Annotated in this window: 16 protein-coding genes; 13 read left to right on the forward strand and 3 right to left on the reverse strand. The window is 67.0% G+C overall.

Annotation, left to right across the window (positions count from 1 at the left end; all coding sequences use genetic code 11):
* Positions 1–30 precede the first annotated feature (30 nt).
* Entirely contained in the window at positions 31–2583 is a 2553-nt protein-coding gene (locus YM304_RS04045; protein ID WP_154723299.1) for a helix-turn-helix transcriptional regulator, read from the reverse strand.
* A gap of 134 nt (positions 2584–2717) precedes the next feature.
* Between YM304_RS04045 and YM304_RS04050 the strand changes: the two genes are divergently transcribed.
* The 7 genes from YM304_RS04050 to rpsG all read left to right on the forward strand — a co-directional run bounded on the left by YM304_RS04050 (position 2718) and on the right by rpsG (position 8613).
* Complete coding sequence (locus tag YM304_RS04050; RefSeq protein ID WP_041297988.1) at positions 2718–2924, forward strand: hypothetical protein; 207 nt, start codon at positions 2718–2720, stop codon at positions 2922–2924.
* The gene (locus tag YM304_RS04055) at positions 2921–4783 is read left to right on the forward strand and encodes a hypothetical protein (protein WP_015440367.1); all 1863 of its coding nucleotides are present in this window, start codon (positions 2921–2923) and stop codon (positions 4781–4783) included. The genes YM304_RS04050 and YM304_RS04055 overlap by 4 nt, the downstream gene beginning before the upstream one ends.
* 204 nt (positions 4784–4987) lie before the next feature.
* Entirely contained in the window at positions 4988–6136 is a 1149-nt protein-coding gene (locus YM304_RS04060) for a PP2C family protein-serine/threonine phosphatase (protein WP_015440368.1), read from the forward strand.
* Positions 6137–6239: 103 nt separating this feature from the next.
* Positions 6240–7196 (forward strand): EAL domain-containing protein, encoded by a 957-nt coding sequence (locus YM304_RS04065; protein WP_015440369.1) that lies wholly within the window; start codon positions 6240–6242, stop codon positions 7194–7196.
* 29 nt (positions 7197–7225) lie between these two features.
* On the forward strand, positions 7226–7459 hold the full coding sequence (locus YM304_RS04070; RefSeq protein ID WP_015440370.1) for a hypothetical protein: 234 nt from the start codon (positions 7226–7228) through the stop codon (positions 7457–7459).
* Between the two features lie 302 nt (positions 7460–7761).
* Complete coding sequence (gene rpsL / locus YM304_RS04075; RefSeq protein ID WP_015440371.1) at positions 7762–8133, forward strand: 30S ribosomal protein S12; 372 nt, start codon at positions 7762–7764, stop codon at positions 8131–8133.
* A gap of 3 nt (positions 8134–8136) precedes the next feature.
* A complete protein-coding gene (gene rpsG / locus YM304_RS04080; RefSeq protein WP_015440372.1) occupies positions 8137–8613 on the forward strand; it encodes a 30S ribosomal protein S7 in 477 nt (158 codons plus the stop codon).
* A gap of 96 nt (positions 8614–8709) precedes the next feature.
* Here rpsG and YM304_RS04085 read toward each other — a convergent pair whose 3' ends face one another.
* The gene (locus YM304_RS04085) at positions 8710–11925 is read right to left on the reverse strand and encodes an AAA family ATPase (RefSeq protein ID WP_041297991.1); all 3216 of its coding nucleotides are present in this window, start codon (positions 11923–11925) and stop codon (positions 8710–8712) included.
* A gap of 138 nt (positions 11926–12063) precedes the next feature.
* Between YM304_RS04085 and YM304_RS04090 the strand changes: the two genes are divergently transcribed.
* Positions 12064–12504 carry a CBS domain-containing protein gene (locus tag YM304_RS04090; protein ID WP_015440374.1) on the forward strand — a complete coding sequence of 147 codons (441 nt, stop codon included), beginning with the start codon at positions 12064–12066 and terminating at the stop codon, positions 12502–12504.
* Positions 12505–12564: 60 nt separating this feature from the next.
* Positions 12565–13173, forward strand: coding sequence for a DJ-1/PfpI family protein (locus tag YM304_RS21950; RefSeq protein WP_162142033.1), 609 nt, complete (start codon positions 12565–12567; stop codon positions 13171–13173).
* A gap of 79 nt (positions 13174–13252) precedes the next feature.
* Here the strand turns inward: YM304_RS21950 and YM304_RS21955 are convergent, their stop codons facing one another.
* Positions 13253–13816 (reverse strand): DUF998 domain-containing protein, encoded by a 564-nt coding sequence (locus tag YM304_RS21955; protein ID WP_015440376.1) that lies wholly within the window; start codon positions 13814–13816, stop codon positions 13253–13255.
* A gap of 221 nt (positions 13817–14037) precedes the next feature.
* Here YM304_RS21955 and fusA point away from each other — a divergent pair, with 221 nt between their 5' ends.
* From fusA to YM304_RS04120, 4 genes are all read left to right on the forward strand, one after another.
* Positions 14038–16149 (forward strand): elongation factor G, encoded by a 2112-nt coding sequence (fusA, locus tag YM304_RS04105; RefSeq protein WP_015440377.1) that lies wholly within the window; start codon positions 14038–14040, stop codon positions 16147–16149.
* Positions 16150–16215: 66 nt separating this feature from the next.
* The gene (tuf, locus tag YM304_RS04110) at positions 16216–17400 is read left to right on the forward strand and encodes an elongation factor Tu (protein ID WP_015440347.1); all 1185 of its coding nucleotides are present in this window, start codon (positions 16216–16218) and stop codon (positions 17398–17400) included.
* Between the two features lie 17 nt (positions 17401–17417).
* Positions 17418–17729 carry a 30S ribosomal protein S10 gene (gene rpsJ, locus YM304_RS04115; protein ID WP_015440378.1) on the forward strand — a complete coding sequence of 104 codons (312 nt, stop codon included), beginning with the start codon at positions 17418–17420 and terminating at the stop codon, positions 17727–17729.
* Between the two features lie 147 nt (positions 17730–17876).
* Entirely contained in the window at positions 17877–18605 is a 729-nt protein-coding gene (locus YM304_RS04120; protein WP_041297993.1) for a hypothetical protein, read from the forward strand.
* Positions 18606–18660: the final 55 nt, after the last annotated feature.

The following is an 18660-nucleotide window of genomic DNA, read 5'->3' on the forward strand; positions in this document are numbered from 1 at the left end:
AACTACTCAGCCGGAAGCGCCGGCACGCGCTCAGAGGAGGGCGAGGGCCGGTGTGAGTTCGCGTCGGCCTCGGATGCCGAGCTTCTCGTAGACCCGTTGCAGATGGTTGTCGACGGTCCGGACCGAGATGCCGAGCTCGTCGGCGATCATGCGGCTGGTCATCCCGGCCGCTGCCCGTGTCGCCACGTCGAGCTCGCGGCCGGTGATCGTGACCGGCGCAGCGCCGCGGTCGAGGGTGCTGAACCAGTCTTCACCGGTGGCGTTCTGGGCGTCGGAGGCGGAGCGTCGCGCCCGGGTGGCGGCGCGCGTGTCGCCGTCGGCGTCGAACAGGTCGGCGGCCAGGAGTGCCGCCTCGGCGGCGAACAGGTCGGCACCGATCTCGGTGAAACCTCGCGAGCACTCCATCGCCTGCTCGCCCGAACGCTCGGACGACGCAGCACCGACCGCAGCGCGCAAGAACCCGAGCCGACCTTGGCAGCTGGCCACGGCGTTCCAAGCGCTCGGCTCGACCTGCCCGCCGAGGCGGACCACGTCGTGCAGTGCCGCACCTGCGAGCACGATCGACTCGGCGGCGAGCGCAGTGTCGGCCACCTGATGCAGGCGGTCGATCGCTCCCGCCACGTCGCCTCGTACGGCCGACACCCAGGCCTCGGCCCGCCCGACCTCGGGCGACATCATCGCACCAGGGTGGTCGGGCACTGCCACCAGTTCGGCCCATGCCTCCTCTGCCCCGGCCACGTCTGCCCGCAGCGCTGCGCACATGGTGAGCCCGGCGAGCGCCCAGCGGCGCGGCCCGCGTTGATGGATCGAGGCGAACGCAGCCGCCGACTCCCCGAATCGCTGCGACGCTTCGGAGATGCGTCCGCGAGTGAGGAGGGCTCGACCCAACGTGAGCGCGCCCCAGGCCTGACCGGCGCGGTCACCGTTCGACACGGTGAAGTCGTGGACGGCCCGCGCCACGGCCTCGGAGTCGGCGAGCTCGCCCAGGTCGTGCGCAGCCATCGTGCCGAGCACCACGAACAGTCCACGATCGGGCAGGGCGAGTTGCTCGCCGAGCGCGTCGCAGGCGACGTAGGCCCGACTGGCGAGATCCTTTGCTTCACGCCCTCGACCGCTGAGCGCCAGTGACGCGGTGGCCGCCACGCTCGCGGTGACGAAGGCTCGGCCGGTGTCGTCGCCGTCGAGGAGCGGTTCGGCCAGCTTCAAGGCTTCGGCGACGCGTCCCTCGTTCGACAGGATGACGGCTCGGCTCGCGGTGACCGTGTCTCGCCATGGTCCGGGAGCGAGCTCGGCTTCGGCGTCGCGAAGGAGCCGGTGCGTCTCGGCGGCACGACCGAGCCCCCAGAACATGGCGTCGGCGCGCTGCACCGCGATCATCGCCCGCTGCTCGTCGTCGATCTCCCCGCCGAAGTCACGGAGCACTTGATCGGCGCGCTCGTGGTCGCCGCGATCGGTGAAGGCGACGCCGAGGACGAGTGCCGCGTCGACGCTTTCGTCGTCCATCGCTCGCAGCGCGAGATCGATCGCCAGCTGTTCCTGTCGGTCGTAGAGCGCTCGTCGCGCTGCCAGCACCATGTCGGCCGAGATCGCCGTGCCACCCGCACGGAGTTGCCAGGCCACGGAGCGGACGATGTCGTCCCGGCGCCGCAGCGGTGTGGCCTCGAGATAGCCGAGCAGTTCGCGGCAGCGTTCGGCGGTCCGCGCTTCGCCCATCGAGCGGCGAGCCACATCACCGAAGATGGGATGTGCCAGTCGCACCTCGCGACGGAGGCCGTCGGTGATGGCCTCGATCAGACCGGAGTCCTCCGCAGCGGCGAGCGCGCCCGTGCCGACTTCGGCGACCAATTGCGTGAAGCCGACGGGCTCGCCGAGCGCGACGAGTTCGACCACGTGGCGAGCAGCGGGATCGAGCGCGTCGAGGCGTTCGCTGACGAGTTCGTCGAGTCGCACCGACCGCGGGGCCTCGACCAGCCGCCACAGGCCGTCGTCGTCGACGAGCGTGCCTCCCACCAACGCGGAACGAACGAGTTCACGCAGCATCAGCGGAGAACCCTGCGTCGCCTCCCACAGCATCCGGCGGCTCGAAGCGTCGATCGGACCGTCGAGGACTTCGTCGAGCAGTTCGTCGACCTCGGCTCGATCGAACTCCCGCAGGTCGACGCGTTCGAGATGCTCGTCCTTCCACATGGCGGTGACGGCGGCCGGCACGTCTTCGCCGGTCCGGAGCGTGGCGACCAACACGATCTCGCGTTGCACGACCAATCGGTGGACCAACGCCGCGGCGTCGTCGTCGAGGAGTTGCGCGTCGTCGAGCACGATGACCGGACATGCCTCGGCGGTTCCGGCCGGAGACAGCGCGCTCAGGGGGATGGTCAACCCGGTCGGGGCGACGCGCAGCACGCTTCGTTCGGCGTCGAGCGCGTCGGCGATCTCACGGGCCAAGCGGGTCTTGCCGACGCCGGCAGATCCAGCGATGATGACCCCGCGCCCGGCGTCGATGTTGGCTCGACAGAGCTCGATCTCGGTCGCTCGTGCGACGAGCGGCCATTCACCTGTCGGCACCGACGGCTGGGCAGAGGTCACCTCGACACCCTATGAAACGGTGGGGGATCATTGCTCGGCTTTGCCGACGTGAGTAAGAACTACTCATGCGCGCGGCCACCATCGTCGGTCACCCTGGACCGAGTGGAAGAGTTCTCGATCGATGCGAGGTGGCGATGGGCCTGTTCAAACCGCTGAAGTACGAACGCGACAGCCAAGACGACGACGTGCGGGACGATGACGTGCGGGACGCCGTTGCGCCGGATGAGGAAGCAGCCGGCGACACCGACGAGAGGGCGAGCGCTCCGGACGACCACGATGCCGGCCCGGCCACGTCGCCGTCGGACGGCGCATCCGAGTCGATGGTCGGTGACGACTCGTGAGGCGATCGGGCATCACCGCGCTCGCCGCTGCGTTGGTGCTCGCCGCGTGCGGCGGTGGCTCCGACACTGCGACCGACGGGCCGAGCGACACCGTGTCGGTCGCGCCGCCGACCACGACGGCCGACGCCGACAGCGATGGCGACACCGATGGCGTGACCGACACATCTCCCTCGACGACCGAGCCGTCGCCGACGACGAGCACCACCGTCGCACCCGCTCCCGAACCGATCGACTTCTCCAAGGAACCGTTCGTCGTGTTCGCGCCGGTGCCTCCGCGACCCGACGGTGCTCCCGCTTCGCTGCCCGACGGCCTCGACGACTTCCACGCGCTCTTCGACGAGGACGCCCCGTGGTCGGAGGCACTCGCCTCGCTCGACGGCTTCAAGATCCACAGCTGGATGATCCGCCACTACCTCACCGATGCCGAACTCATCCGGATCGCCGGCTTTCTCGAGCGACACGACATCGCGTTGATCATCGAGGCCGAACCGCTCGACCCGCCCGATCCCGCCGAGTGCGATCACATGGAGTCGTACGAAGGCCCGTACGAGATCGAGAACGCGGCCCGCTTGCGCGACCTCGGGATCACGCCGGCGGCGTACGCCATCGAGCAGCCGTTCTCGTACGGTCATCGCCTCGACACGCCGGGTGCGTGTCGTTACGAACTCGAGCGGGTGCTCGACGAGGTCGTCGCCTGGGCCGGTGAGTTGCGGGCGATCTTTCCCGAGGTCGCCATCGGCTCGATCGAGGCACTCTGGGATCGCCCGACGACCACGCCCGACGACTTCGCGATCTGGATCGACGCGTACACGGCGGCGATGGGTGAGCCGCCGGCGTTCCAACACGTCGACGTCAACTGGGCCATCCCCGGTTGGCCGGAGACCCTGCGCGGCATCGAGGAGGTCGTGGAGTCGCGAGGCGTGCCGTTCGGTCCGCTCTACAACGGCTCGGGGCAGGCGACCAACGACGAGTGGATCGCGCAGACGATGCAGCACATCTCGACCTACGAGCTGATGCACGGCGGTACGCCGGGCCACGTCACCATCCAGTCGTGGAACTCGCAGCCCGATCGGGGACTCCCCGAGACCGAGACCTCGGCGATGACCCACCTGATCAATCGCTACGCCGGTGCTCGGCCGACGTTCGAGGCCACCGTGGCCGACGGTGTCGTCGCAGGGCGGGTCGTCGACCAGGCCGGTGAGCCGATCGGCGGTGTTCCGGTGCTCGTCGAGACGCTGGCCGGGCCCGGAACGCGCCAGCAGTTGGTGCTGTCGGGCGAAGTGCCTGTCGACGTGACCCAGGCGTTGCTGATGCTGAGGGTGAACGTCGAGGACTCGTTCGACGTGGCCGCCGACGTCACCATCCACTCGATCAGCTACATCGAGTCGGAGTCGGCCGATGGCGCGAGCGGGGCGAGTCTCGTCCCCAACGGTTCGTTCGCCGACGGTCTCGACTCGTGGGGCGTCTACGACGACAACGAAGGCAGCGTCACGGCGGTCGGCGACGACGGCGACGGCGCGATGCGAGTCTCGGCAGCGCTCGGCGCCCGCGTGCTCGTCGACGGGCCGTGGTTCCCGGTGACGCCGGGTGCCGACTACGACGTGATCGTCGACGTGACGGTCGCCGACGCTTCGTCCCATGGAGCCATCGGACTCGGATTCCTCGACGGCGACGTCGAGACCCAACGGGTGGTACTCGACGTCCGAGCCGACGACCAGGTGCTCGGCAGCACGGTGTCGGATGGCGCGGGCGCCTTCACGGTGGAGTTCGATCCGGCGATGCTCGGCGTCGGTGCCACGGTGAGCATCGACACCCCAGGCGACCTCACCAGGTGGCCGGCGTCACACGACGTCAGTTGAACTGCCGTTCTTCGAACCGCTCCGGTTCGTCGCCGGGCCACCCGCCGTACCGCGAACACCCACAGTGATGGCGTGATCATCGCCAGATGGCGGTCGTCGGCGGGCTGTGGCAGGAGGTGTGGCACGTGACACGCAGCGGTGTGCTCTCACTCAGCGTGCGAAATACCTGTTCAGATCCGCTCAATTTCGACCGATGACTAGGGGATGACGAATTCGTTGGCACCTCGGCTCGACGCTCCCGTGCTCGCCGACCACTTCTCTCCGGAGGGGGTCGAGCGACTGGTCCGAGCGGTTTCCCTCTCGCTCCGTGACGGTGTCGTCGTCCAGCGAGGGTCCGGCGAGTTCGTCTGGTTCAACGCGGTCGCGTGCCGGCTGCTGCGTATGACCCCCGAAGAACTGCAGAGTCGACCGTCGAAGAGTGAGTTCTGGCAGGCCGTCCACCCGGACGGGTCGCCATACCCGGGCGATGAACATCCTGGGCCGCTCGCGATCCGGACCGGGACGCCCGTTCGCGGTGCGCTGATGTGTTTGCGCACCGGCGACTACGACACACGATGGGTCTCGGCCGATGCCACTCCGATCACCATCGACGGTGAACGCCTCGCCGTGGTCATCTTCACCGACATTACCGACGAACGCGCCGACCGCGAAGCGCTCGTCAGCGCCATGGCCGAACTCCAGCAGCTGCTGTTGCAGGAGAACTTTCCCAAGAACGACATCGTCAACTTCGCCGCGCGATACCGATCGGTCGGCATGTCGACCTCGCTGGGCGGCGACTTCTACGGCGCCTATCAGCACTCACCGCGCCGGCTCGGCTTCTTCATGGGCGACGTCTGCGGTCACGGCATCGGCTCGGCCTCGCTGAGTTCGGTTGCCCGCAACACCATGCGAGCGATCAGCCCGGTCGTCGACAACCCCAGCCTGATCTTGAGCGAGCTGCACCGCCTCGTGCTCGACGAGCGCCCCGACACGTTCCTGACCGGACTCGCCGGCTACGTCGAGCAGACACCGAGCCGCGTGCAGCTCCGCCTCGCGATCGGTGGGCATCCGTCGCCCATCCTCGTGCGCGACGGACGAGCGACGTACATCGGCCACGCCGGACCGCTCGTCGGCATGGTGCCCGACGCGCCGCGACCGCTGTTCGAGTGCGAGCTCCTGCCCGGTGACCGGGTCATCGCGTACACCGATGGCGTGCTCGACTCCGCGACACCGCGACTCGACGGCGACGAACTGCTCGCCGCCGTACCCGCACACGGCGACATCGACGACACGCTCGATGCGTTGATGCGTCTGGCCGACGCCGATCTCATCGCCGCCGACGACACCGCGCTCCTCGGATTCGAGGTGCTGTGATGTCGACGCACCCACGTGTGCTGTTCGCAGCGCACCACACCACGTCGACGGACGCCAGCGTTCGTCGCCACATGAACATGAGTCCTGAACTCGGGAGGTTTGGATGATTGAACGACTGATGCCGGAGATGCCGGAGACACCGGCCAGGCCCGCCGCGTCGACCGACGTGGCGGCGCGCCTCGCCACCGATCTGTCGGAGGAGTTCTTCAACGACCTCGTGCTCGGGGCACAGCTCGGCACGTTCACCGCGGCCGACGTCCGCACCAAGGTGCTCGATCGCGTCCGCGCGACGCTCGACGTGCCCGACGACGGTGCGACGCGAGCCTTCGTCACGCTCCAGCCGATCGTGCACCTCGAGAGCAATGCGGTGATCGGCTACGAAGCCACCGTCGCGTTCAGTCACGAAGGCCCGGGTGCCGTGAGCGAGATCGAGCGTGGCGCGACGCGCAGCGCAGCGATGCAGATCGACGCGGTCCGCGCCGCCCTCGGCCGAATCGACGAAGTGCCGAGAGGCCAGTTCCTCGCGGTGAAGGTGTCGGGTGCCGGGCTGCAGCACGATTCGCTCGCGCCGACGCTGCTCGCCGCCAACGTCGATCGGCTGGTCGTGGAGATCTCGGAAGGAACCGCCGCCGACATCGGGACGGTTCGCGAAGGCATCGACTCACTCGCTCGCATCGGCGTTCGTTCGGCCATCGACGGCGCAGGCGTGGGTCTGTTCCGTGGCGCGTCGCTCTACGAGGTGTCGCCGGCGCTCCTCAAGATCGATCCGTCGATCGTCGACGGCTGTGCCGAAGACGACGACAAGCGAGTCCAGATCGAGAAGCTGATCGCCATCGGTCGTCGCCTCGGCGCGCTCGTCGTGGCGAGCGGGGTCGACACGCGTGAGTCGCTTGCTGCCGTGTTCCTGCTCGGCGTCGACGCGGCACAGGGAAGTTGCGTGCAGACCAACGATGTCGTGGTCAGCGCGACGGCCGGATGGTCGGAGTCGCGAGTCGAATCCGACGAGGCGTCGGAACGCCAAAACACCGAAAGTGTTTTTTCTCTCACTAAAAGTGTTTGAGATGTTCGAGGTCGGGGAACACCCTGACCATGGACATGATCATCAACGGTGTCGCCGTCATCATCGCAGTCTCCGTGTTCGCCACCTTCGTCGGCCAGGTCCTCGCACCGCTTCGTCGCAGCGCCCTGTGGGCCGCTCCGGCAGCAGCGCCCATGGCCCCACGGATCAGCACTCCTGCTGCGGCGCTCTCCGCTGAGATCATCGAACTCGACGATCACCGCCGCCCGGTGACGTCGACGGTTGCGCAGCCGATCGCCGCCTGACCGCCAGCAGCATCGCTGCCATTTGCAGAGAGCCCGGGCCTCGGCCCGGGCTCTCGCCGTTTTCGCTGTCTTAGCCGTGGCATCCGCCGATGCGGTTGGTCGGCGTTGGATCGCGCGACGCGTTGCGCGATCGGCGGCGACTCCATAGCATTGCGGGGTCCTTTCAACGGGGAATCCGTCAGTCGGCCGTTGTATGGCGGGCGCACATCCCGTGCGCTCAACTCACCAGATTTCTCTGCCGGATCGTGCACTGCTGCGCTTCCCAGGCCCCGAGAACGACCTGAACGAACGAGGTTTCGTACATGCCAACCATTCAGCAGCTCGTCCGTCAGGGACGCAGCTCGAAAGTCACCAAGTCGAAGACACCGGCGCTCAAGGGCTCGCCCCAGCGTCGTGGGGTCTGCACCCGCGTCTACACGACCACCCCGAAGAAGCCGAACTCCGCGCTCCGCAAGGTCGCTCGTGTTCGCCTCAACTCCGGTATCGAAGTCACCGCCTACATCCCGGGCGAAGGCCACAACCTGCAGGAGCACTCGATCGTGCTCGTCCGCGGTGGCCGTGTTCGTGACCTTCCCGGCGTTCGCTACAAGATCATCCGTGGCACGCTCGACGCCGTCGGCGTGAAGAACCGCAAGCAAGCCCGCAGCCGCTACGGCGCCAAGAAGGAGAAGTGACCAATGCCTCGTAAAGGTCCCGCTCCCCGCCGCGATCTGGTCGCCGACCCGATCCACCACTCCGTTGTCGTCACGCAGCTGATCAACAAGGTCATGCTCCACGGCAAACGCTCCATCGCCGAGAAGATCGTCTACGACGCGATGGACATCATCCAGACCAAGCTCGAAGGTGACGAGCAGGCGATCGACACGGTCAAGCGTGCGATCGACAACTGCAAGCCGCCGCTCGAGGTCCGCTCCCGCCGTGTCGGTGGCGCCACCTACCAGGTGCCGGTCGAGGTCCGTCCTCGTCGTGCGACCACGCTGTCGATCCGCTGGATCGTCGACTTCAGCCGTGCCCGTCGCGAGAAGTCGATGGCACTGTGCCTCGCCAACGAGCTGATGGACGCCGCCAACGGTCTCGGCGCCGCGATGAAGCGTCGCGACGACATCCAGAAGATGGCCGAATCCAACAAGGCATTCGCTCACTACCGCTGGTGATGCCGGTCGCTCTCAGCGAGCGATGAACACATCCGAATCAACGAACGCCCCGGGCCTCGGCTCGGGGCGTTCGTCGTTGTCGGGGCGCTGCGAGGGTCAACTGGCCGTTGCGGCCTGAGCCATCGCCGACGCATCGCGGCGGATCCGCTCGAGGAACGCAGGAGCGTCGGCGGCTTCGTCGGCAGCTCGCGCGAACCACCGGCGGGCGCCGACCGCATCGCCGAGCAGCCCGGCGAGGCGTCCGAGCGCATGGCTGGCCGGACCCCAGTACGCGCCGCCCCCGCCGTACGTGCTGATGACGATGTGCTGACCGGCGTACGGCTCGAGCATCGGCGCCAACGCCGTCGCCGCATCGCGGTGGCCGATGCTGGCGGCCGCGTGTGCCAGCGTCGCGAGCGCCAGCGAACGAGTGGTGTCGTGTGGCAGGTTGCCGAACTCGGTGGCGATGAACCAGTCGATGCTCGACATGGCGAGTGCATCGTCGCCGCTCTCGGCGGCGCACAGCGCGAGCACCGCCCGGTAGGCGGGGATCTCCGGATGGGAGTCGACTGCGGCGGCGATCAGATCGATCATCTCGTCGGCGCGGTGCTGGAGCAGGCGAATGTTGGTGAGGTTGACGCCGAGGGCCGCGACGGCCCCGCCCGACTCCCCGCCGATCGCCATCGTCTCGACGGCCAGGCGTTCGGCCTGTTCGATGTCGCCGTCGTACACCGCGACGAGCACTCGCCATCCCGATGCCGCCCAGGTGAGGTAGGGATCGTGGTGGCCGTGAAGTGCCCGATCGGCGGCGTCGAGTGAGGCGACCGTTCGACGAGCGCGTCCCGCCCGGAGTTCCTCCTCCGCTCGGTAGATGTGCGCCGCGATCACGGTCTCGACGCCCACTTCCGATTCGTCGAACGACAGGACGCGGTCGATGTCGGCCAGCCGCTGCTCGAGGTGCTGCGGAGCGAGTTGGGCGTACCGGTTGCCGAGGAGCGCAAGTGCGAGGGCGCGCGGCCGCACCGGATCGAGTCGCTCGATCCGCTCGACCGAGGCAGCGAGCAGACGAGCGCGTTCGTCGGCGTCGCCGGTGAGGAGGAGCGCGAAGGCCAACTCCCGCTCGAGCCCGCTGCGGAGCTCGGCGAGATCGGGGGAGTCGTCGTGGTCGGGGCCGAGCGCATCGAGCGCCGACCTGACGAGAGCGATGCGCTCTTCGTCGCTGGCTTCGGTGTCGGCGCCTCGGCCGGCCCGACCGGCGAGATCGAGCGTTGCCCGGCCCTGGAGTTCGACGAGACCGAGCCGGGTTGCGATGTCGATGGTGGCGTGCAGGCTCGCTGTCGCTTCGGTGAACTGTTGGAGTCGCAGCTCGGCTCGGCCGCGCATGGCGAGCAGTTCGGCGCGTTCGGCGTCGGGTGGATCGGTGTCGAGTGCGAGCCGGATCGACTGGTGCGCCGCGGACCACGCGCCGTCGCTCAGTTGTGCCGTGCCCGCCGCGATCGCATGGCGGCGCACCTCGTCGCCCGACCGCCCGCCGCGGTGGAGGTGCAACGCCAGCGAGGCATGCCACTCGGTGGGATGCATCGAGTCGGGGTCGGCTGCGATCGACGCAGCGATGCTCGCATGTCGGCGCCGCGCTCGGGCGGGACCCAACATGTCGTAGACCACGTCGCGGACGACGACGTGAGCGAACCGCAGTTCGCCTGGTCGGTCGGTGCCCGCGACCACGCCGCGAGTGACGAGATCATCGAGCACGGTGTCGACGACGTCGACGTCGACCCCGGTGCTCGCCGCAACGAGGTCGGCATCGAACTCGCGTCCGATCGCTGCGGCGGTCTGGATGACCTGAGTCGTCAGGTCGTCGAACTCCTCGAGTCGGTTGCGGACCCAGTCGGTGAGCGCAGTCGGAATCGAGGCCGCGTCGATCCGCTCGCCGCGTCGGCTCGCGACGCGTGCGATCTCGCTCGCGAACATGGGCAGGCCGGCGGTTCGTCGATGGAGCAGGTCGAGGTCGTCGCTCGCGGTGGCGGGCACCGCCCACGCCGTGATGAGGTCCTCGACTTCGTCTCGCTCCATCGGGGCGAGCTCGACCACCGTGGTGTCGACTCGACGATCGAGCAGGCCGGGCGTCGACAACTCGCCCGAGCGGTGAGTGGTGACGAGGAGGAGCGGCCCCGATGCGGCCTCGATCGCGTGGGTCAGCAGGCGGAGCGAATCGGTCGGGGTCCACTGCAGGTCGTCGATGCACCAGATCGTCGGTGTCGACGCGATCGATGCCACCGCGGCGTCGACGCGGCGCTGGAGTTCGATGCCGACGTCGCTGTCGGTGGGCGCGACGGTCGTCGCCGCCGGAGAGGCGCCGACGACGTCGGTCAGCGCGCCGAGCGGGCGGTCGTCGTCGACTCGTTCGCGAGAGACGATGACGGTCGGTGCCGGGGTTGCGGTCGCGGTGGCGGATCGAACGAACTCGTCGACCAGCCGGGTCTTGCCGATCCCGGCCGGGCCGCGCACGATCGCGAGACGTGGCGACCCGCGCTCGACGACCGCGGCCCACGTGGCGGCGAGATCGTGGAGCTCGGTGTCGCGGGAGACGAACGGATCGTCGCCGTGCGGGTGGATGCGTGCGTGGCTTCGCTGGCCGGTGTGCGGAGTGGTCGACACCCCGGCGAGCAGCTCGGCTTCGAACGCCTTCAGCTCGGTGCCCAGCTCGAGCCCGTAGTCGGCGAGCGAACGCCGTGCCGATCGGATGCTGGTGAGCGCATCGCGGCGGTGTCCGAGCGCCGACTGGGTCGCAGCGAGCAGATGCCACAGGTGTTCGCGGTCGGGATGCGCGTCGGTGAGCTGGCGGGCGGTTGCGAGTGACTCGGGAGTCGGGTGCGCGAGCGCGGCTCGGACCTGCGCCTCGAGGGCCGCCTCCGACTGGCCGTCGATGCGTGCGCGGAGATCGCGCACGTCTTCGGTGTCGGCCAGATCGCCCAGCGGCGTGTCGCCGGCGTCGCCGTCGACGTGATCGACGACGACCGCGTCATCGAGGGCGTAGCCGTCGTCGATGGTCTTGACGATGCCGGGCGCGGTTCGACGTATGCGTCCGATGTGGTTGTGCAGCGAGTTGCGAGCGTGCTGTGGGGCGCTCGATCCCCAGACCCGATCGATCACGTCGTCGAGGTCGGCCGGGCGTGGGTGGCTCGCAGCGATCGCGGCGAGCACCGACCGCTCGCGAGGCCGCAGCGCCACTGGCTCACCGGCGATGGTCAGACGCGTGCGGCCGCGTGTGGTGATCGCGGCGTCGACCTGTTCGCCCTGCACACGACGGACGTCGTGCCCCTCCGCACCCATGTCTTCACCATACGACAACGCTTCGAGTGGAGGTCGGGCGTTGCTGACCCTGCCGGTTTCGTGTGACGCCTGTCTCGTCGTCGGGTACTGTGTGATCGGCGGGCCCGCACGAACGCACGAGCAGACAGGGGACCAACCATGAACGTTCAGTCGATTCTCTCCGTGAAGGGGACCGAGGTCGCGACGATCACACCCGAGACGTCACTCGCCGACGCGGTTGCCATGTTGCGCGATCGCGGGTTCGGTGCGTTGGTCGTGAGCGTCGACGGAGCGTCGATCGACGGCATCGTGTCGGAGCGCGACATCGTGCGCGCGATGGCTGCGCACGGAGCATCGACGCTCGGTCACGACGTGGCGAGCTGCATGTCGGGCAACGTGCTCACCTGCACCGTGTCCGACACGATCGATCACCTCATGTCCATGATGACCGAGCGGCGCATCAGGCATCTCCCGGTGCGTGACGACAACGGCAACATCGCGGGGATGATCTCGATCGGTGATGTGGTGAAGTTCCGCCTCGGTGAGCTCGAGCGCGAGAACCATCAGTTGCACGACTACATCCAGGGCAACGTCCAGTAGTAGCTCCATCGAGTCGTGCTGGTGACGGTGAGACGGTGAGATGCTGACATGGTGTCGCTGATGAGGCTCCGCCGGCAGGCCCCGCCGCTGCGCAAGCCGTGGGAACTCGAACCGATCCGATCGGTCGATCGTGATGGCGCGGCGCTCACGGTCGGCGTCCTCGTGTACCGCGGCGTCACGAGCGCCGAGATCGACGAACCCGTCACGCTGCTGGCCGACCGGTTGGCGGCGCGCACGGTCCTGGTCGCCGCGGTCGCCGGCGAGTTCCATGCGGTCGAGCCGCCGCGTACGGTCGTTGCCGGCTTCGATCCGTCGACCGCGCCGCCGATCGACGTGTTGGTCGTCCCCGGCGGTCTCGGCTGGAAGCAGGTGATCGACGATCCCGCCATCAGAGAGTGGCTGCGAACTGCCGCCGCCGATGCTCGGGCGATCCTCGCCATCTCGACGGGGAGCCTGCTCCTCGCGTCGGTCGGCCGCCTCGAGGGGCGCGAAGCGACGGGCCACTGGCTCGCCGAAGACGAACTCGCCGCGCTCGGCGCGACCGTGCGGTCGTCGCGCACCGCGTCCGACGACGCCGGGCGAGTGGTCACCGCGTCGGGGGCGTTGGCGGCGATTCCGGTGATCAACGAGCTCGCCGATCACGCCCGCTGGGCCCAGTTCCGGCCGTGAGGCCGAGGCTCGAAGGTCGGACACCGCGATCGTGTGCCGATGTGCCGATGTGCCGATGTGCCGATGTGCGGCGTGGCGGTCAGCGCATGCGTCGAACCACCGGCACCGACGCGACGATCCACGCGTCGGTCGCCGTGAGTCCGATCCGTTGGAACAGCCCGTTCGCGTCGACGAACAGGCTCAGTGCGAGTGCGATGCCCGAGATCGCACCGAGCACGATGCCGGCCACGGCCAGCACCCGTTCTCCTGCAGCGAGCAACGGCCGTGCCGCGATCAGCGGCAGCGCAGCGAGCGACACGTAACCCACGGCCGCGGCGAGCCCGTGCAGTCGGTCGACGAGGTCTGAGTGGTCGAGGGGGAGTGCCGCGACGAACAGCGTCGCGACCCCGGTCGTGAGCGCGGCGATCCATGCCGGCGACCGCCAGGTGGCACGCAGTGACGCGGCGTACAGCGCGACGGCGACGCCGAACACGACCATGCCGGCGGTCATGACGGGGCGGGTGTCGGCGCCGACCGCGGCGAGCTGGCTGATCGCGTCGTCGACCGACGAGTACTCCCGGTCGGTGACGGCGGCACCGATCACCCACGCGGCGATGAATCCGCAGGGCCCGACGACACCGAACCACGCTGTGCTCCGGGTCATCGCGCCAACCTAGCTCGGCTCGCTCGGAAGGTGCCCGGACGGTGACTCGCACCGACGTCGCGCGAAACCCGCGAAACACGTGTCACGGCAGTTTGCGCCGGACATTCCGGCGGTACACTCGAACGCCGTGCTTGCGCGCAATGTGCAGCACACCGTGCCCCGGATCGTCCGGGTTGCGTAGCCCCTTGAGAGTAGAAGAGACGTAGGGAAGTAGTACACCCATGGCCAAGCGAGAGTTTCCACTGGAGCGCACCCGGAACATCGGGATCATGGCGCACATCGACGCCGGTAAGACCACCACGACCGAACGCATCCTCTACTACACCGGTAAGAGCTACAAGATCGGTGAAGTCCACGACGGCGCAGCGACCATGGACCACATGGCTCAGGAGCAGGAGCGTGGTATCACCATCACGTCCGCTGCCACCACCTGCGTCTGGGACAACCACCGAATCAACATCATCGACACGCCGGGTCACGTCGACTTCACCATCGAAGTCGAGCGCTCGCTCCGCGTGCTCGACGGTGCGGTCACCGTCTTCGACTCGGTCGCCGGCGTCGAGCCGCAGACCGAGACGGTGTGGCGTCAGGCCAACACCTACAACGTGCCCCGCATGTGCTTCGTCAACAAGATGGACCGCATCGGTGCCGACTTCTACCGCACCGTCGACATGGTCGTCGAGCGTCTCGAAGCCAACCCGCTCGTCATCCAGCTGCCGATCGGCGCGGGTGGTCCCGAAGCCGTCAAGGCCTTCGAAGGCCTCGTCGACATCGTCCGCATGAAGGCCCTCGTCTGGCGCAACGTCGACGAGAAGGACCTCGGCGCGACGTACGAGATCGAAGACATCCCCGAAGACATGGTCGACATGGCCAACGAGTACCGCGAGGCGATGATGGAGACCATCGCCACCCAGGACGAGGCGCTCATGGACGCCTACCTCGAAGGTGAAGAGATCTCCGAAGAGGCCATCAAGGCCGCCATCCGCAAGGGCACGCTCGCGTTCGACTTCGTCCCGATCCTCTGTGGTTCGGCGTTCAAGAACAAGGGCGTGCAGCCGATGCTCGACGCCGTCGTCGACTTCCTGCCGAGCCCGCTCGACATCCCGCCGGCCCACGGCACGCTCATGCGTGGCGGCGAAGAAGTCGACCTCTACCGCAAGGCCGACGTCAAGGAGCCGTTCGCGGCGCTGGCGTTCAAGATCGTTGCCGACCCGTTCGGCAAGCTCACCTACTTCCGCGTGTACTCCGGCGAAGTCGCCAAGGGCGAAGAGGTCTACAACTCGGTCAAGGAAGATCGCGAGCGCCTCGGCCGCATCCTGCTGATGCACGCCAACCAGCGTGAAGACCTCGAGGTCGCCATGGCCGGTGACATCGTCGCCGGTCTCGGCTTCAAGAACGTCACCACCGGTGACACGCTCTGCGACAAGGACGACCCGATCGTCCTCGAACGCATGGAGTTCCCCGAGCCGGTCATCCACGTCGCCATCGAGCCGAAGACGAAGTCCGACCAGGAGAAGCTCGGCAAGGCGCTCAAGTCGCTGTCCGACGAGGACCCGACCTTCCGCATCCGCTCCGACCACGAGACCGGCCAGACGGTCATCTCGGGCATGGGTGAGCTGCACCTCGAAGTGCTCGTCGACCGCATGCAGCGCGAGTTCAGCGTCGAAGCGACCGTCGGCAAGCCGCAGGTCGCCTACCGCGAGACGATCACCAAGGAAGTCTCCAACGTCGAGTACCGCCACATCAAGCAGTCCGGTGGTACCGGTCAGTACGCCGTGGTCAAGATCGACATGGCCCCGAACCCCGGTGGCGGCTTCGAGTTCGAAGACAAGATCACCGGTGGCCGCATCCCGCGTGAGTACATCGGCCCGACCGCTCAGGGTCTCGAAGCAGCCATGGACAACGGCGTGCTCGCCGGCTACAACACCGTCGACGTCAAGGTCTCCCTGGTCGACGGTTCGGCACACGACGTCGACTCCTCCGAGATGGCGTTCAAGATCGCCGGTCAGCAGGCGTTCCGCAAGGCTGCCGAAATGGCCAAGCCAGTGCTGATGGAACCGATCATGAAGGTCGAAGTCGTCACCCCCGAGGACTACATGGGCGACGTCATGGGCGACATCAGCAGCCGTCGTGGCCGCATCGGCCAGATGGAAGCACGCGGCAACACCCAGGTCGTCAACGCGACCGTCCCGCTGTCGGAGATGTTCGGTTACAGTACCGACCTCCGTTCGCGCACCCAGGGGCGTGCCACGTACACGATGCAGTTCGAGGAGTACCAGCAGGTGCCCGCCGCAATTGCCGAAGAGATCATCAAGCGAGTCCGCGGCGAATAGTCGCAGACCGATCACCCGTTCTTTGAAAACCCACGAAGTCATTCCGACAAAGAGAGAAGCAATCCAATGAGCAAAGCAAAGTTCGAGCGGAACAAGCCGCACGTCAACATCGGCACCATGGGCCACATCGACCATGGCAAGACCACCCTCACGGCTGCGATCTCGAAGACGTTGTCTGATCGTGGTCTTGCGGATTTCACCGATTTCGAGGGCATCGACAAGGCGCCTGAGGAGAAGGCTCGTGGTATCACGATCTCGATTTCGCACATCGAGTACGAGACGGAGAACCGTCACTACGCGCACATCGACATGCCGGGTCACGCTGACTACATCAAGAACATGATCACGGGCGCGGCGCAGGTTGATGGTGCGATCCTGGTGGTTGCTGCGACTGATGGTCCGATGCCCCAGACGCGTGAGCACGTGCTGTTGGCTCGTCAGGTTGGTGTTCCGTACATCGTGTGTGCGCTCAACAAGTCCGACATGGTCGACGACGAAGAACTGTTGGAGCTCGTGGAGCTCGAGGTTCGTGAGTTGCTGACCGAGTACGAGTTCCCGGGTGATGATGCTCCGGTCGTGCATGTCTCGGCGCTGAAGGCGCTCGAGGGTGATGCGGATGCGCAGGAGAAGGTCATGGAGCTCATGGCTGCGTGTGATGCGTCGATTCCGAACCCTGAGCGTGATCTGGACAAGCCGTTCTTGATGCCGATCGAGGACGTGTTCACGATCACGGGTCGTGGCACGGTCGTGACGGGCAAGGTCGAGCAGGGCATTGTTCACACTGGTGATGAGATCGAGATCGTTGGTTTGCGTGACACGCAGAAGACGACGTGTACGGGTGTGGAGATGTTCCGCAAGCTGCTCGATGAGGGTCAGGCTGGCGACAACATTGGTGCGTTGCTTCGTGGTATCGACAAAGAGGACGTGGAGCGCGGTCAGGTGCTGTGCAAGCCCGGCAGCATCACGCCGCACACGAACTTCGATGGTCAGGTGTACATCTTGACCAAGGACGAGGGTGGCCGTCACAAGCCGTTCTTCAACAACTATCGTCCGCAGTTCTTCTTCCGGACCACGGACGTGACCGGGACGATCGAGTTGCCGTCGGGTACCGAGATGGTGATGCCTGGTGACAACGTCGAGATGACCGTCGAGTTGGGTAAGCCGATCGCGATGGACGAGGGTCTTCGTTTCGCCATTCGTGAAGGTGGCCGTACCGTCGGCGCCGGCCGCGTCACCAAGATCCACAAGTGACCCGGAGCTGATCGAACATGGCACAGAGCATCCGTATCCGCCTCAAGGCGTTTGACCACGAAATCATCGACCAGTCGACGAAGAAGATCGTCGAAACGGTCACCCGGACCGACGCCACCGTGCGCGGACCGATCCCGCTGCCCACCGACAAGCACCGCTACACGGTCATCCGTGGCCCGCACGTCGACAAGGACAGCCGCGAACACTTCGAGATGCGCGTGCACAAGCGCCTCATCGACATCGTGAACCCGAACAACAAGACGATCGACAGCCTCCAGCGCATCGAGCTGCCGGCCGGCGTCGACATCGAGATCAAGATCCAGGGCTGACCCGTCAAACGGTGTCTGACACCGATTGACGAGCAGACCACATGTGTGACGGGCGGGCCTTCGGGCCCGCCCGTTTCGCGTCCACGGGGCGACGGTGTGGTCGGAAAATCACGGAACGCGGTCGGCCGGATTTCCTATGGTCGACACATGACCTCACGCAAACTCCCCGCTGCACTCGCCGTCACCACGCTCCTGCTCGCCGCCTGTGGAGGCTCTGATGGCGACGCCGGTTCCGGAGACTCGCCGTTCGGTGGGGGCGGTGACGACCTCGACATCGGCGATCAGATCCTCCAGGACAGCGGTATCGATCTCGACGATCTCGATCTCGGCGACATCGAATTCGACGAGAACGGCGAACTCGATCTCGACTCGCTCGGCCTCGACGAGATCGCCGACGCAGCCGACGACGCCGTCGAAGGGTTTGCGAACGGCAGCGGCAACGCCACGATCACCTTCGATGGCGTCTCGTATCCGGTCGCGGATGCGACGTGCTTCGTCTATGGCAACGACATGAATCTCGATGGCCCCGGTACGACCGCCGACGGTCAGCCGTTCTGGGCCTCGGTCGACTACACCGTCAACGACCGGCAGGAGATGCTCGACTCGGGTGTCTTCGACGAGGCGTTCCTCGACCAGATGTTCGGCGGCAAGGACCAGGCGGTCGACCTGTCGGTCGAGGTCGAGGTCGGCAAGACCGAACGGTTCGGGTCGGCTCCCGAAGGGATGCCCGAGTTCAGTGCAGACATCTTGCTGGACGAGCCGTTCTTCGGTGAGTTCGACTACCAGCGCGACGGGTCGACCATCACCGGGTCGGGCGAGACCATGGACGGCACCGGCGAGATGATCCCGTTCGAGTTCACCGCGACCTGCAGCTGACGCGCTCGCGGAGCGGCGAATCGATCGGTGAACGGCCACGCAACGTCGGCAGAGC

Source organism: Ilumatobacter coccineus YM16-304 (genome assembly GCF_000348785.1).
Classification (GTDB): Bacteria; Actinomycetota; Acidimicrobiia; order Acidimicrobiales; family Ilumatobacteraceae; genus Ilumatobacter_A; species Ilumatobacter_A coccineus.